Genomic DNA, 13,699 nt, shown 5'->3' on the forward strand with positions numbered 1-13,699 from the left:
GACACAGTGGAAGACCCAACGGCCGGCCCGGTGGCCGGCACGCCGGTCGAGGATCCCGGCCTGCGGAGCGGGCGCGGCGCGGGAGCCAGGCGGACGCCCGGCCTGGTCCCGGTGAGCGAGTCGAGGCGCACCGCCGAGCAGGGCCCGCGCCCCGACCTGCCCGTGCCGGCCGCCTCCACCCTGGACGCCGTCACCCGGGAGGCGACGTCCGGCCCCGGAGCCGTCGCCGCGTTCGCCAGGATGCTGGGCTCCGAGCTCGGCCTGACCTTCCGCCGGCCGCGCAACCTCGCCATGCTCGCCGTCCTCGCCGCCGTCCCCGTGATCATGGGCGTCGTCCTGCGCATCCTCGGCGACGACATGGCCGACGGGCCGGGCGGCCTCATCCAGCAGGTCGCCGGCAACGGTTTCTTCCTGGCGCTCGTCTCGCTGGGCGCCCTGGTGCCGCTGCTGATGCCGGTCGCGGTCGCCGTCGTGGCGGGCGACGCGCTGGCCGGCGAGGCCGCGGGAGGCACGCTGCGGTACCTGCTGGCCGCCCCCGCCGGGCGCACCAGGCTGCTGGCGGTCAAGTTCGTCAACGCCGTGCTGTTCTGCCTGGCCGTCGCCTCGGCCGTGGCGCTCGCGGCGCTCGTCACCGGCCTGCTGCTGTTCCCGGCCGGGCCCGTCACGCTGCTGTCGGGGGTCGCCATCCCGCTCGGCGACGCCCTGCTGCGCCTGCTGATCGTCATCGGCTACGTCACGCTCGGCATGGCGGCGCTGGCCGCGGTCGCGATCGCGCTGTCGACGCTGACCGAGGCGCCGATCGGCGCCATCGCGGCGACCGTCGTGCTGGTCATCGCCACCCAGGTGATGCGGGCGATCCCGCAGCTGGAGCCCGTCCAGGCGTACCTGCTGCCGAACTGGTGGAGCGGCTTCGACGCGGTCCTGCGCGACCCGATCGCCTTCGATCACCTGACCTCGGGCCTGCTGGCCTTCGGCGCCTACATCCTGCTGTTCGGCTCGTTCGCGTGGGCCCGCTTCACCAGCAAGGACATCACCTCCTGAGCCGCGGCGGGGCCGAAGGGGAGCACCCCTCCGGCCCCCGGTGACCGGACCGCGGGCCGGCCACCGGGCCCGCGGGTCAGGAGGGGCGGCGGCGCAGCCCGAGGAAGCCGACCACCAGGCCGATGGCTCCCACCACCAGCCCCGCGCCGCCGAGCAGCCGGGCCGTGCCGTCCGCCGCGGAAGCGGAGGCCGCCACCGGCGTCACCGAGGGCGCCGCGGGCGCGGACGAGGCGGCGGGTGCCGAGGGGGCGGCCGACGCCGTGCCGTGGTGGCCGTCGCCGGCCGTGGCGGGCGTGAGCTTCAGCAGCGGCGCCGGCCGCTCCGGCTCGGTGCCGTCGGCCGTGGGCTCGTCGGCCCACTTCACGACCTCACCGCCCGAGTAGGTCTGGCTGGTGGGGAAGACCAGCCGGTCGGTGTCGGTCGGCAGCTGCCCCATCGACACCTCGAACTCCTGGAACTGGCCCGGCTTGATCTGGCCACCCGACCAGACGACCTTGGTGACCGCCTCGGTGAGGTCGCCGTACTCGGTCTTCACCGGCTTGGGCAGCTTGCCCTCGGTGACCTTGACCTCCCAGCCGGGCACCGGCTTGACCGAGACGAAGGCCAGGGGGCGGTCGACGGGGAAGGACACCTCGATCTTCGTCGTCGAGGCGTCGTCACGCTCGTTCGGGACGCGGAAGGCGACCTTGGTGAACCCGCCCTGCTCGGCGGTTCCGGGGTTGACGGTCACATGCGCGAGGGCCGGGACGGCCAGGCCGAGGGACAGGGCGGTGGCGGCGGCGAGCACGCCTGCCGTACGGGGGAAGGTGGGCATGCGGAAACTCCACGTGTCTGTGGGAGGAAGAAGGAAAGAGGGGCGAGGTCAGCGGGCGGGAAGGGGAGGACCGCGCCTGGTGACGACGTGGCGGAGGAGCGGGCCGCCGCCGATGGCACGACGGGCGGCGGGCACCGGCGCCGGCCGTACCGCGACGGCGGTGGGCGGCGGCAGCAGACGGATCAGGCGGTGCCCGAGGCGGCGTAGCAGCGACCAGAGCGCGGCCTCGCCGCGGGCCAGCCACCAGCCGGTGACGAGGGTGACGGTCAGGTGGGCCAGCAGCATGCCGAGGCTCTCGCCGAGCCCGGACTCGTGCGCCTGCCCGTAGCCGAGGACGGCGGCGCCCCGCCCGTGGGCCGTCCCGAAGAGGGCGGCGGTGCCGTCCAGGCCGAACAGCTCGTGCAGCCCCGCCTGCAGGGCGACGAGCGTGACGTTGACGGTGGTGGACGAGCGCTCCCTGCCCGACAGCGCCAGCGCCACGGCCAGCACGGCACCGCCGCCCAGGCCGAGCACCCAGCCCGACGGGCCCGTGCCGCCGGCGGCGCGGTGGCCGAGGGCGGCCAGCAGCACGCAGACGGCCGAGAAGGCGGCCGCCCGCGTCAGCCGGAGGGGGAGGTCGGCGCGCATGGGTGCCCTCATGCTCTCACGCCACGCCCCGGGGCGGACCGTCCGGCGACTCCGCCCGAACCATACGGCTCCGGCCAATACCTGGCTCAAACATCTGATTTGTCGCTATGGTCAGGCCCGAGGTGATGTCTGTGCGGCATTTCGCTGGTTTGCTACTCGGCGTGATCGTGACCGGTGTCCTGCTGGTCGGAGGCGGCTGGGCAGTCCAGCAGGCGCTGATGATCGCGCCTGGAACGGCCGCGCCCGTCGCGGGTCCGAAGCTGTGGGTCGCGCTCGGCGCCATGGCGGCCATCGGCCTGGTGGTCGGGCTGGTGACGGCGGGCAGGGTGTCACCGCTGGCCACGTTCGTGCCCTCGCTCGTGCTGCTGGCGTGGACGGTCGTCTACGCGCTCGACGTCCCCAGGGCCCTGTCGTTCGTGCCCGACGAGCCGTCCATGCACCGCGTCCTGGTGGAGGCGGGCGCCGGCAGCAGGACGCTGCTCACCACCGGCGTCTACGCCCTGCTGGGCGTGGCGTTGTTCCTGCCGGTGCTGATGCCCTCCCGCTGGAGCCGGCGCGACGACGCGGACGAGGAGTACGACGAGGCCGAGCAGGGCGCCTACTACTGACCGGCCCGGGTGTAGAGCCTGGTCACCACCTCTTCGATCGTCTCGTCGGGCGCGGTGGCCATCAGGTCGTCGAGCGAGCCGTCGAAGGCCAGCCTGCCGTGGTCGATGAGCATCACCCTGCGGCACAGGCGCTCGACGTCGCCGAGATCGTGCGTGGTCAGCAGCACGGTGGTGCCGCGCTCGGCGTTCACCCGGAGCAGGAACGAGCGGATGCTGTTCTTGCTGACCACGTCGAGCCCGATCGTCGGCTCGTCCAGCACCAGCACGTCGGGCGCGTGGAGCAGCGCGGCGGTCAGGTCGCCCCGCATGCGCTGGCCCAGGCTGAGCTGGCGCACCGGCGTGCGCAGGAAGGCGGCCAGGTCGAGGGTCTCCACCAGCTCGTCGAGCCGCTCGGCGAAAACCCTGCGATCTACTTTGTAAAGGAGTCGGATCAGCTCGAAGCTGTCCCGCAGCGGCAGGTCCCACCACAACGTCGTCCGCTGCCCGAACACCACGCCGATCCGCCTGGCCAGGACCGTGCGCCTGCGTGAGGGGTCGAGCCCCGCGACGCGCACCGTGCCGGAGGTGGGGGTGAGGATGCCGCACAGCATCTTGATGGTGGTGGACTTGCCCGCGCCGTTCGGGCCGAGACAGCCGACGAACTCTCCCGGCGCGACGCTGAACGACAGCTCGCGCACCGCGTGCACCAGCGTGCGCTTCACCTTGAACACGCGCCCGGCGCGCTCCAGTTCGATCATGGCTAACTCCCCGTCGATCGGTAGCGGCGGATGCCCTGGCGCCAGGCGAGGGCGGCCAGCAGGGCGAGAAGCAGGGCCGCGACGGGCCCGAGGAAACGCAGTGCCTCCGGCGTGCCGAAGGGGTCGTCCTTGCCCAGGACGTACAGGCCCGGCTGCCAGTTGACGAAGGCGAGCGGCAGCACGTAGGTGACGCCGCGCACCAGGTCGCGGCCGTAGACGCTGAAGGGGTACTGGGTGAGCTGGCCGCTGCCGTAGGTGAAGGCGTTGACCACCTCGGGGGCGTCGGTCAGCACGAACTGCACCGCCCCCGCCAGCGTCCACAGCGAGGCGAAGATGACGCCCGCGGTGGCGATCATCACCGGGACCATCCACGCCCGCTGCCACGGGATGTCGAGCGCGGCCAGCGCCGTGACCAGGACGATCACCGACTGCAGCACGCGGCCGAACCTGGAGGGGGTGAACCTGTCGACGGCGGCCTGCAGCCAGGCCGGGGCCGGCTTGAGAAGCATCGTGTCCAGCGTGCCTGCCTTGATGTGCTGGCTGATCTTGTCGAGGTTGCCGACGCACATGTCGGCGACGGAGAAGGCGATGTTGGCCGCGCCGTACAGGAAGAGGACCTCCGCGCGGGTGAATCCGGCCAGCGCCGTGGTGTTGGCGAAGACCACCAGGATCACCGCGAGGTCCACGGCGGCCATCATGAGGCCGAAGCCGACCATGAGCGCGAAGGAGACGGGGTAGGCCGCGGCGGCGCGGGTCCACGTCCAGGCCAGCATGACGTAGGTCCTAACCACCCTGGATCACCACCTTGTGCCTGATCGCCCGCGTGCCGAGCGCGCCGAGGGCGAGCAGCGCGACCGCCCAGAGCGCCTGGAACGGCACCGCGTCGGCGAAGCCCGCCTTGCCGAGGTAGACGTCGGCGGGCAGCTGCGCCATCGCGGCCCACGGCAGCGTCGCGGCCACGTCGCCGAGCAGGCCGGGAAAGATCGGCAGGGGCAGCATCATCCCGCTGAAGAAGGTGGTGAGGACCATCGACACGGTCACCACGCCGCGGTCGTCGGCCAGCCAGCACACCGACAGCGCGATCAGGTAGCGCCAGGCGAAGCTGACCAGGACGCCGAGGGCGAAGCTGGCGGCGAAGGCCGCCCACCGCCCGGCGCCGGACGGCACGACGACGCCGAACACCAGCGCGCCGATGATCATCGGCGGGAGGCCGCGGACGAGGAACAGGTAGGCCGCCCTGCCCAGGTCCTCGGACAGGGCCCACGCCTGCAGGGAGGCGGGACGGACGAGGTCGAGGGCGATGTCGCCGGTGCGGATGCGTTCGGGAATGGTCAGGCCGCCGCCGAACAGCTGCATCGGGCCGATGAAGGCCTGGGTGACGAAGCAGAAGGTGACGGCGTCGAGCACGTCGTAGCCGGCCAGGCCGGGCCTGGCCTGCCACAGCGCGATCAGGACGTAGGCGCGCAGGATGCCGAAGACGCTGTTGGTGAAGGCTCCGGCGGCGGCGGCCCACACGTAGGTGGCGTGTTTGCGGAAGCCGTACCGGATGAGCCGGAGATAGAGGGAAATGGCGTGTCACCTCCGCTGTGTGATGGCATGACGACAGCCCGTGTCCACGAGGGGGCACGGGTGTGCGGAGCGGTAATTATCCGCTCGTTGATCAGGCGTCGGCAAGGCGATATCGGCGGCGGCCGCCCGCCCGCCGGTTCGCGGTGCCCCGCTTCGGTCTGTGGGGTCCGTGGTAGATGGAGATGTACGGAGCGAAGGGCCGCGTCCGACCTGGCGATGATTCACCCGAAATAGATGAGTTGCTTACTTGCCGATAGAACGATCCTCTGGAGGGAATTCTTTACCTGTGCGGCACGAGATCGACCTGGACGTCATCCCCGACTATCCGTTCAGCTGGCAGTCGCGAGCGCTCAACACGGTCATGCGCGGCACCCTGAAGCCCGCCGCCGGCCTGCTCCTGCGTCACTCCCTGGCCATCACCGCCTGCTCCCGGCTCGGCGAGCTGGCCAGGCTCGTGCCCGTGCGGCCGCCCGGCCACGTGGGCATCGTCGCGCACCGCCGCGGCGAATGGGTGCGCGCGGGGCAGGGCCTCGACGAGCGCAAGGTGCTCCTCTACTTCCACGGCGGCGGCTACTTCAGCTGCTCGCCCGCCACCCACCGGCCCATCACCTGGCGGCTGTCGGTGGTGGCCCGCCGTCCGGTCTTCGCCCTCGACTACCGGCAGGGCCCGGTCCACTCGCTGGCCGAGTCGCTGCAGGACGCCCTCGACGCCTACGGCGAGCTGATCGAACGCGGCCACGAGCCCGCCGACATCCTGCTCGCCGGCGACTCGGCGGGCGGCCACCTCACGCTGGCCACCCTGCTCGCGCTGCGCGATCGCGGGCTGCGGCTGCCCGCGGCGGCCATCTGCCTGTCGCCGTGGACCGACCTGAGCGACACCCCGCGCAGGGCCAACCGCTGGACGGACCCGATGCTGCCGGCCGGGCGCGTCGAGTGGCTGGCCAGGCGGTGGACGTCGGGTCTGGACCCGCGTGACCCGCTGGTCTCGCCGGTCTTCGGCGACTACACCGGCCTGCCGCCACTGATGATCGTCACCGGCTCGACCGAGGTGCTGCGCGACGAGGGTCGCAGGGTCGCGGTGCGCGCCCGCGCGGCGGGCGTGCCGGTGACCTACGAGGAGTGGCCGCGGATGCCGCACGTCTTCGCCATCCTGGCCGACGTGCTGCCCGAAGCGCGGCTGGTCTACCGGCACATGGCCCGCTTCCTGGCCGCCGTGCACGCCTCGGGAGAGGAATCTTCTCTCGCGGCCTGACGTTCCAGTTGTAGGTTAGGGTGACCTAACTACAGCTGGAGGGTTCTCATGACCGAGCATCGTGGCGTCGTGCTGCGGACCGAGCGGCTCACGCCGCACATGGTGCGGGTGGTGGTCGGCGGCGACGGCTTGCGTGACTTCGCCACCGCTGGGTTGACCGACCACTACGTCAAGCTCGTCTTCCCGGTGGAGGGTGTGACGTATCCGACGCCGTTCACCGTCGCCACCTGCAGGGAGCTCCTGCCGCGCGAGCACTGGCCGCGGCTGCGCACCTACACCGTGCGCGCCTGGGAGCCGGCGGCGAGGGAGCTGACCCTCGACTTCGTGGTCCACGGCGACGAGGGACTGGCCGGTCCGTGGGCCGCGGCCGCCAGGCCCGGCGACGTGATCCACCTGCTGGGTCCCGGCGGCGGCTACGCGCCGAGTCCCGAGGCGGACTGGCACCTGCTCGCCGGTGACGAGAGCGCGCTCCCGGCGATCGCCGCCTCCCTGGAGGCGCTGCCCGAAGGGGCCAGGGCGCATGTCCTCGTCGAGGTCGAGTCGGCGGCGGAGGAGCAGAAGCTGGACGCTCCCGTGGTCTACCTGCACCGGGAGGGCGCGCCGTACGGGCGCAAGCTGGTCGAGGCGGTGCGCGGTCTGCACTTCCCCGAGGGCAGTGTGCACGCGTTCGTGCACGGCGAGGCGGGCTTCGTCAAGGAGTTGCGCCGCTTCCTGCGCGTGGAGCGGCAGATCCCGCTCGAGCAGCTGTCCATCTCCGGCTACTGGCGGCTCGGCGTCGACGACGAGGGCTGGCGCGCGGTCAAGAAGGAGTGGAACCGCCAGGTGGAGGTCGAGGAGAGCGCCGCCCTCGACGGATGAGCCCCGGCACTGTCCCCTCGTCCCTGAAAGCCCAGGTACCTCAGCTCTTTCTCACCTAGCGGAAAGATTCGCCTTACCTTCGATACTCCTTGTGGCAGTCCCGGGGAAATGCCTCGCCCGATCCGGTCACAGTGTGCTGTGGCCGTGGTCCAGAGCAGGAGAGGCGAGCCGGATGGCGCGTGGTACGAGCGGCATGCCGCCAGGCGTGCGACCGCTGACGGTGGGCGACCCGGTGATCATCGGCAGGTACCTGCTGCTCGGCCGCCTGGGCGCCGGCGGGATGGGGGTGGTCTACCTCGCCGAGCACCCGCGGGGCGGGCTGGTGGCGCTGAAGACCCCGCACGACGTGCACCTGCGGGACGCCACGCTCCGCGCCAGGTTCGCCGAGGAGGTGACGTTCTCGCGCAGGGTGGTGCCGTTCTGCACGGCCGCCGTGATCGAGGACGGCAGTGATCGCGACCGGCCCTACCTGGTCTGCGAGTACATCCCGGGGCCGGCGCTGTCGCAGGTGGTGGTGGGGCGCGGCCCGCTGACGCCCGACCTCGCCTACGGCGTCGCGCTCGGGGTGGCCGCCGCGCTGGTCGCCGTCCACGACGCGGGGCTGGTGCACCGCGACCTCAAACCGGGCAACGTGCTGCTGTCGCCGGACGGGCCGCGCGTCATCGACTTCGGCATCGCCCGCGACGTCGACACCGCCGCCGCCCACACCCAGGCGGGGCTGGTGATGGGCAGTCCTGGCTGGGTGGCGCCCGAGCGGCTGACCGGCGGTGCCGCCGTCCCGGCCTCCGACGTGTTCGCGTGGGGCTGCCTGATCGCCTTCGCCGCCACCGGCCACCACCCGTTCGGGGCCGGCGAGGCCGACGTGCTGACCAGGCGGATCGTGCTGGAACAGCCGCGGGTCGACGGCGTGCCCGCGCTGCTGCGGCCGGCGGTGGAGGCGGCACTGGCCAAGGATCCCGCCGCGCGGCCCAGCTCGGCCGAACTGCTGCGTGCCTTACTGGCCGCGGGCGGCGTGGGCGACCCCTGGGACCTGCGCGAGGCCGTCGGCCGGGTGCTGGGGGACATCTGGACACCGGTGCCGTATCCGCCGGGTGGGGGCAGGGTGCGCCTGGCCGACGCGCCGCCGGACCCGGCGGGGACCGAACCGCCGGGGCGGCCCGGCCCTGCCGCGCGCCGGCGGCGGGCCAGGTCGGGCGCTCAGCTGTCGCACGCGAGCTTCGCCGCGCTGGCCACCGTCTCGATCGCGGCCCTGACGGTGGCCGCGGCCAGCGGGGGAGCCGGGATCCGGCTGGACGGCACCCGCCGGCCGGAGGCCGTTCCCTTCGTCGTGCCCAACGGCACCGCGCAGTCCACGATCAGGCCGGATCCGCTGACCAGGGCACCGGCCGAGCCGATCCCCGCCGGGCCGTCGATCACCCCGACCGTGGTCGTCACCCAGACCAGGACGCTGGGGCCCACGACGCTGCGACCGCCGTCCACGACGCCGGAGGAGCGGAGCCGGCCCGACCACGAGAGCGTCTGGTCGCCCGACCCGCCGGGCAACGGGGACCCGGGCGACTGCGTCAACCCGGCGGGCAAGCGGCGTGGGCGTGACTGCCCGCAGCCCTCCTCCAGCATCACCACGATCCCGCAGGAGGGACCGGGCGAGACACCGGACCCGTCGGCGTCGGCGTCGGTCACCCCGACCGACCCGGTGTCGCCCGGCCCCACGGACTCCTCGCCGGGCGCCTGAACCGCGGGCCGGCCTCCTGAGCCGGGCGTTCGGGGGTCAGCGCTGCCCGGCGGGGGCGGGCCGGCGCCTGCCGTACCGGAGGGAGAGCGCGGTGGCCGCGCAGAGCAGCAGCGCGCCCGATCCGATGATGGACACGGCGACGCCCGCGAGCTCCGCGACCAGGCTGCCGGCCAGCACGCCCGCGATCGTGACGTTGACCATGAGCGCGTTGGCCAGCGCGACGCCGCGCCCGCGCAGGTCCTCGGGCAGGTCGCGCAGCAGGGTGTGGGCGACGGGGACCTGGAACAGGCCCGACCCGAAACCGGTCAGCAGGCACCACGCGCCGATCGCCGCGATGTGGCCGCTCCACTGGGCGGGGGCGAGCGCGACCATGGACAGGCCGAAGGCGACGATCGAGGCGGGCAGCAGCCGGTCGGGGAAACGGCGCAGCAGCGCGGGACCGGCCAGCGCGCCGAGGATCGAACCGCCGCCGAACAGCGCCTGCGCCAGCCCGAACGTGAGGGCGGGCAGCTGGAAGACGGTCAGCAACTGGGCGTTGAGGTTGGTGGTGAACAGGCCGAGGGCGAGCATGACCGGCGTCAGGAAGACCGCCAGGTACCGCAGCGAGGGCACCGCCAGGACGCCGCGCACGCCGGCGCGCAGCGCCGCCCAGTACGGCTCGCGCGCCGCGGACGGCACCTCGCGCAGCACCGCCATGCTGCCCAGCAGCAGCGCGGAGAGCAGGAAGGTGGCCGAGTCGATCATCAGGACGAGGGGGACGCTGCCGGCCGCGACCAGCAGCCCGCCCAGCGCCGGGCCGAGCAGGTTGATCGTGTGGGCGGTGCTCTGGAACAGGGCGACCGCGGAGGGGATGCTGTGCCCGCCGACGATCTTCGGGATGGCGGCGATGCGGGCGGTCTCGAAGAACGCCTTGCCCAGGCCCTCCAGGAAGATCAGCGCCAGCAGGAGCCAGGCCGAGCGCAGGGCGGGGATCATGGCCAGCACGATCAGCGCTCGGGCCAGGTCGGATCCGATGAGCAGCACCCGCTTGGGCAGCCGGTCGGCCAGCGGGCCGACGAAGGCGCCGAGGATGCCCGACGGGAGCAGCTGCGCGACGACGACGAGCGCGATCAGCACGACGGGGGCGTCGGTGAGCGTGGCGGCGACGTAGATCAGGGTGACCTTGGTGATGGCGTCGCCGAGGAAGGACACCACGACGGCGAGCCAGTAGGTGAGGTAGGTGCGGTCCCGCAGCAGCCTGAGCACCCTCGTGAGGCTAGATCAGCCGGAAGGGGGCGAAGGTGACGGATCGCGCGGAGCGTAAAGCGCCCCGGTCCCGCGGGCGCGGGACCGGGGCGGTCGCCGGGGAACCCTCCCATGCCCTAGGAGGTGTCGGCGAGTCCGGGCGGGCTCTTTAGTGGAACTGCTCCTCCTCGGTGGAGCCCCTGAGCGCGGTCGTCGAGGAGTCGGGCGCGATCGCCGTGCTGACCAGGTCGAAGTAGCCGGTGCCGACCTCGCGCTGGTGCCTGGTGGCGGTGTAGCCGCGCGCCTCGGCCGCGAACTCGGCCTCCTGCAGCTCGACGTAGGCGGTCATGCCGTCGGCGGCGTAGCCGTGGGCCAGGTTGAACATGGAGTGGTTAAGCGAGTGGAAGCCGGCCAGCGTGATGAACTGGAACTTGTACCCCATGTGCCCGAGCTCGCGCTGGAACTTGGCGATCGTGGAGTCGTCCAGGTGCTGCTTCCAGTTGAAGGACGGCGAGCAGTTGTAGGCGAGCATCTGGTCGGGGTACCTGGCCTTGATCGCCTCGGCGAACTCGCGGGCCACGTCGAGGTCCGGGGTGGAGGTCTCCATCCACAGCAGGTCGGCGTAGGGGGCGTAGGACAGGCCGCGGTCGATGCAGGCCTCGACGCCGTTGCGGACCCGGTAGAAGCCCTCGGCGGTACGGTCACCGGTGGTGAAGCGCTGGTCGCGGGGGTCCACGTCACTGGTCAGGAGCGTCGCGGCCTGGGCGTCGGTCCGCGCGATGATCAGTGAGGGGACGCCCGACACGTCGGCCGCCAGGCGGGCGGCGTTGAGCGTCTTGATGTGCTGGCCGGTCGGGATCAGCACCTTGCCGCCGAGGTGGCCGCACTTCTTCTCCGAGGCGAGCTGGTCCTCCCAGTGCACGCCCGCGGCGCCGGCCGCGATCATGCCCTTCATCAGCTCGAAGGCGTTCAGCACGCCACCGAAGCCGGCCTCGGCGTCGGCGACGATCGGGGCGAGCCAGTGGGTCTGGTCCGAGCCCTCCGACCAGCTGATCTGGTCGGCGCGCAGCAGCGCGTTGTTGATGCGGCGCACGACGGCGGGCACGGAGTTGGCCGGGTACAGCGACTGGTCGGGGTAGGTCTGCCCGCCGAGGTTCGCGTCCGCCGCCACCTGCCAGCCGGACAGGTAGATCGCCTTCAGGCCCGCCTTCACCTGCTGCACGGCCTGGTTGCCGGTCAGCGCGCCGAGCGCGTGCACGTAGTCCTCGGTGTGCAGCAGGTCCCACAGCCGCTCGGCGCCGAGTCTGGCAAGCGTGTGCTCCTCCTGCACGCTGCCGCGCAGCCGGACGACGTCCTCGGCGGAGTAGGTGCGCTCGGTGCCCTTCCAGCGGGGGTCGTTCTCCCATGCGTGCCGCAGCTGGTCAGCCGCTCCCTTGAGGCGATCGTCCATTTTTCACTCCTTTGTCGTCCCCTGGGTGCTTGTTCCGAGTGTCTGCCCCGGGCAAGCCCTCTCAGTAGGGTCCGAAGTGCAGAAAATTCGACGAATTTCACATCTAGGACATACTGGCGGGTATTCAGGGGAGAAGAATTCACGACTTTTCGCTATGGACTAGACCACTGGACCGGCTGTCACCTCGGCTTTCGGCGACCGTCCGGTGTTCCGGCGGCGATCGGAGGTCCCTCGCCCACTTCAGCCCGGCTTCCGGTGGCTGGGTGTAGAAAAACCAGGATTCTTCCCCTTATGATGCGCGCATGGCCCCCTTGCTCGGCGAAGAACCGCTTTCTTTGACGCAGGAGCTCGATCTCATCGCCTTCGGCCAGCGCCTGCGTCACCTGCGCAAACAGCGCGGGCTGACCCTGTCCGACCTGGGGGAGCGGGTCAGCAGGGCACCCAGCCAGCTGTCCCTGCTGGAGAACGGCAAGCGCGAGCCCAAGCTGTCACTGCTCAAGTCACTGGCCACCGCGCTCAACGTCCCGGTCGAGGAACTGCTGCGCCGCCAGCCGCCCAACCGCCGCGCCCAGCTGGAGATCGCGCTCGAGGAGGCCCAGCGCGACCCGCTCTACGCCGGGCTCGGCCTGCCACGGCTCAAGGTCTCCGCCCGGGTGCCCAACGACGTCCTCGAGCACATCCTCGGCCTGTACGGCGAGCTGCGCGCCAGGCAGGCCCGCGGCACCGCCACCCCCGAGGAGGCCCGGGCGGCCAACGCCGAACTGCGCCGCAGGCAGCGCGAGCAGGGCAACTACTTCCCCGAGATCGAGAAGGCCGCGGCCGCGGCGCTGGCCGCCGTCGGCTACCGCACCGGCGCGCTGTCGCAGAGCACGGTCCAGGCGCTGGTCACCCACTTCGGCTACTCCGTCAACACCGTGCAGGACCTGCCGCGCTCCGTCAGGTCCATCACCGACCTGCGCAACCGCCGCATCTACGTCAAGCACGAGCAGCTCGGCATGCACACCCCGCGCACGATCCTGCTGCAGACCCTCGGCCACCTCGCGCTCGGCCACGGCAAGCCGCGCGACTTCGCCGACTTCCTGCTGCAGCGCACCGAGGCCAACTACTTCGCCGCCGCCGTCCTCGTGCCCGAGCGCACCGCCACCCAGTTCCTCCAGGAGGCCAAGCAGGACCGCGCCCTGTCGGTGGAGGACCTGCGCGACGTCTTCGCCGTCTCCTACGAGATGGCCGCCCACCGCTTCACCAACCTGGCCACCCACCATCTCGACCTGGTCTGCCACTTCGTCCGCAACGACGCCGGCGGCACCATCTACAAGGCCTACGAGAACGACGGCATCGTCTTCCCCGCCGACGAGCAGGGCGCCATCGAGGGGCAGCGCATGTGCCTGCAGTGGTCCGGACGGCAGGTCTTCCTGTCACCTGACCGGTTCTCGGTCTTCTACCAGTACTCCGACTCGCCGACCGGCACCTACTTCTGCGTGGCGCACGTCGACCCGTCCCGCGAACGCGACTTCGCGATCACGCTGGGCGTGCCGTACCGGGAGTCGCGGTGGTTCCGCGGGCGCGAGACGACCAACAGGACGCGCTCCAACTGCCCGAACGGCGACTGCTGCCGCCGCCCTCCGGCCGAGCTGGCCCAGCGCTGGGAGGGTTACGCCTGGCCGTCGGCACGCGCCAACTCCCACGTGCTGGCCGCGCTGCCGCCCGGCTCGTTCCCCGGCGTGGACGAGGCCGACGTTTACACCTTCCTCGAACGGCACGCCACCCACGGCTGAGCCTTCCCTAGC

12 protein-coding genes and 1 pseudogene are annotated in these 13,699 nt (G+C 72.1%); 6 read left to right on the top strand and 7 right to left on the bottom strand.

Annotation, left to right across the window (positions count from 1 at the left end; translation table 11 throughout):
* Window positions 1-6 precede the first annotated feature (6 nt).
* Window positions 7-1,041 carry an ABC transporter permease gene (locus ACWENQ_RS43225; RefSeq protein ID WP_452419429.1) on the top strand — a complete coding sequence of 345 codons (1,035 nt, stop codon included), beginning with the start codon at window positions 7-9 and terminating at the stop codon, window positions 1,039-1,041.
* Window positions 1,042-1,117: 76 nt separating this feature from the next.
* On the opposite strand, the gene ACWENQ_RS43230 is transcribed toward ACWENQ_RS43225, so the two are convergent.
* Together ACWENQ_RS43230 and ACWENQ_RS43235 are read right to left on the bottom strand one after the other, a co-directional pair.
* Window positions 1,118-1,855, bottom strand: a complete 738-nt coding sequence (locus ACWENQ_RS43230; RefSeq protein ID WP_452419430.1) for a YcnI family copper-binding membrane protein — start codon at window positions 1,853-1,855, stop codon at window positions 1,118-1,120.
* A 48-nt stretch (window positions 1,856-1,903) separates the two neighbouring features.
* Window positions 1,904-2,482 (bottom strand): MFS transporter, encoded by a 579-nt coding sequence (locus ACWENQ_RS43235; RefSeq protein WP_452419431.1) that lies wholly within the window; start codon window positions 2,480-2,482, stop codon window positions 1,904-1,906.
* A gap of 161 nt (window positions 2,483-2,643) precedes the next feature.
* Between ACWENQ_RS43235 and ACWENQ_RS43240 the strand changes: the two genes are divergently transcribed.
* Window positions 2,644-3,090: a hypothetical protein gene (locus ACWENQ_RS43240; RefSeq protein WP_354921517.1), complete on the top strand. Its 447-nt coding sequence runs from the start codon at window positions 2,644-2,646 to the stop codon at window positions 3,088-3,090.
* Window positions 3,091-3,137: 47 nt separating this feature from the next.
* Here the strand turns inward: ACWENQ_RS43240 and ACWENQ_RS43245 are convergent.
* The 3 genes and pseudogenes from ACWENQ_RS43245 to ACWENQ_RS43255 all read right to left on the bottom strand — a co-directional run.
* A pseudogene (locus tag ACWENQ_RS43245) lies at window positions 3,138-3,827 on the bottom strand (ABC transporter ATP-binding protein); the annotation flags it as partial.
* Between the two features lie 2 nt (window positions 3,828-3,829).
* Window positions 3,830-4,618 carry an ABC transporter permease gene (locus ACWENQ_RS43250; RefSeq protein ID WP_452419432.1) on the bottom strand — a complete coding sequence of 263 codons (789 nt, stop codon included), beginning with the start codon at window positions 4,616-4,618 and terminating at the stop codon, window positions 3,830-3,832.
* The gene (locus ACWENQ_RS43255; RefSeq protein WP_452419433.1) at window positions 4,611-5,342 is read right to left on the bottom strand and encodes an ABC transporter permease; all 732 of its coding nucleotides are present in this window, start codon (window positions 5,340-5,342) and stop codon (window positions 4,611-4,613) included. Before ACWENQ_RS43255 ends, ACWENQ_RS43250 begins: the two co-directional genes overlap by 8 nt.
* 340 nt (window positions 5,343-5,682) lie before the next feature.
* Here ACWENQ_RS43255 and ACWENQ_RS43260 point away from each other — a divergent pair, with 340 nt between their 5' ends.
* The 3 genes from ACWENQ_RS43260 to ACWENQ_RS43270 all read left to right on the top strand — a co-directional run bounded on the left by ACWENQ_RS43260 (window position 5,683) and on the right by ACWENQ_RS43270 (window position 9,238).
* Window positions 5,683-6,648 carry an alpha/beta hydrolase fold domain-containing protein gene (locus tag ACWENQ_RS43260; protein ID WP_449931052.1) on the top strand — a complete coding sequence of 322 codons (966 nt, stop codon included), beginning with the start codon at window positions 5,683-5,685 and terminating at the stop codon, window positions 6,646-6,648.
* Between the two features lie 48 nt (window positions 6,649-6,696).
* The gene (locus ACWENQ_RS43265; RefSeq protein ID WP_452419434.1) at window positions 6,697-7,506 is read left to right on the top strand and encodes a siderophore-interacting protein; all 810 of its coding nucleotides are present in this window, start codon (window positions 6,697-6,699) and stop codon (window positions 7,504-7,506) included.
* A gap of 172 nt (window positions 7,507-7,678) precedes the next feature.
* Window positions 7,679-9,238, top strand: coding sequence for a protein kinase domain-containing protein (locus ACWENQ_RS43270; protein WP_452419435.1), 1,560 nt, complete (start codon window positions 7,679-7,681; stop codon window positions 9,236-9,238).
* A gap of 36 nt (window positions 9,239-9,274) precedes the next feature.
* Here ACWENQ_RS43270 and ACWENQ_RS43275 read toward each other — a convergent pair whose 3' ends face one another.
* Together ACWENQ_RS43275 and aceA are read right to left on the bottom strand one after the other, a co-directional pair.
* A complete protein-coding gene (locus ACWENQ_RS43275) occupies window positions 9,275-10,483 on the bottom strand; it encodes an MFS transporter (RefSeq protein ID WP_452419436.1) in 1,209 nt (402 codons plus the stop codon).
* 148 nt (window positions 10,484-10,631) lie between these two features.
* Entirely contained in the window at window positions 10,632-11,912 is a 1,281-nt protein-coding gene (gene aceA / locus ACWENQ_RS43280) for an isocitrate lyase (protein WP_354921496.1), read from the bottom strand.
* 302 nt (window positions 11,913-12,214) lie between these two features.
* On the opposite strand from aceA, the gene ACWENQ_RS43285 reads away from it, so the two are divergent.
* On the top strand, window positions 12,215-13,687 hold the full coding sequence (locus ACWENQ_RS43285) for a helix-turn-helix domain-containing protein (RefSeq protein ID WP_449931044.1): 1,473 nt from the start codon (window positions 12,215-12,217) through the stop codon (window positions 13,685-13,687).
* Window positions 13,688-13,699 lie beyond the last annotated feature (12 nt).

The organism is Nonomuraea sp. NPDC004354 (genome assembly GCF_053602555.1).

What these genes read in the sequence shown, in the direction of transcription:
- ACWENQ_RS43230 (WP_452419430.1), bottom strand. Translation starts at nt 1,855, where the DNA reads ATGCCCACCTTCCCCCGTACGGCAGGCGTGCTCGCCGCCGCCACCGCC.
- ACWENQ_RS43235 (WP_452419431.1), bottom strand. Translation starts at nt 2,482, where the DNA reads ATGCGCGCCGACCTCCCCCTCCGGCTGACGCGGGCGGCCGCCTTCTCG.
- ACWENQ_RS43265 (WP_452419434.1), top strand. Translation starts at nt 6,697, where the DNA reads ATGACCGAGCATCGTGGCGTCGTGCTGCGGACCGAGCGGCTCACGCCG.
- ACWENQ_RS43270 (WP_452419435.1), top strand. Translation starts at nt 7,679, where the DNA reads ATGGCGCGTGGTACGAGCGGCATGCCGCCAGGCGTGCGACCGCTGACG.
- aceA (WP_354921496.1), bottom strand. Translation starts at nt 11,912, where the DNA reads ATGGACGATCGCCTCAAGGGAGCGGCTGACCAGCTGCGGCACGCATGG.
- ACWENQ_RS43285 (WP_449931044.1), top strand. Translation starts at nt 12,215, where the DNA reads ATGGCCCCCTTGCTCGGCGAAGAACCGCTTTCTTTGACGCAGGAGCTC.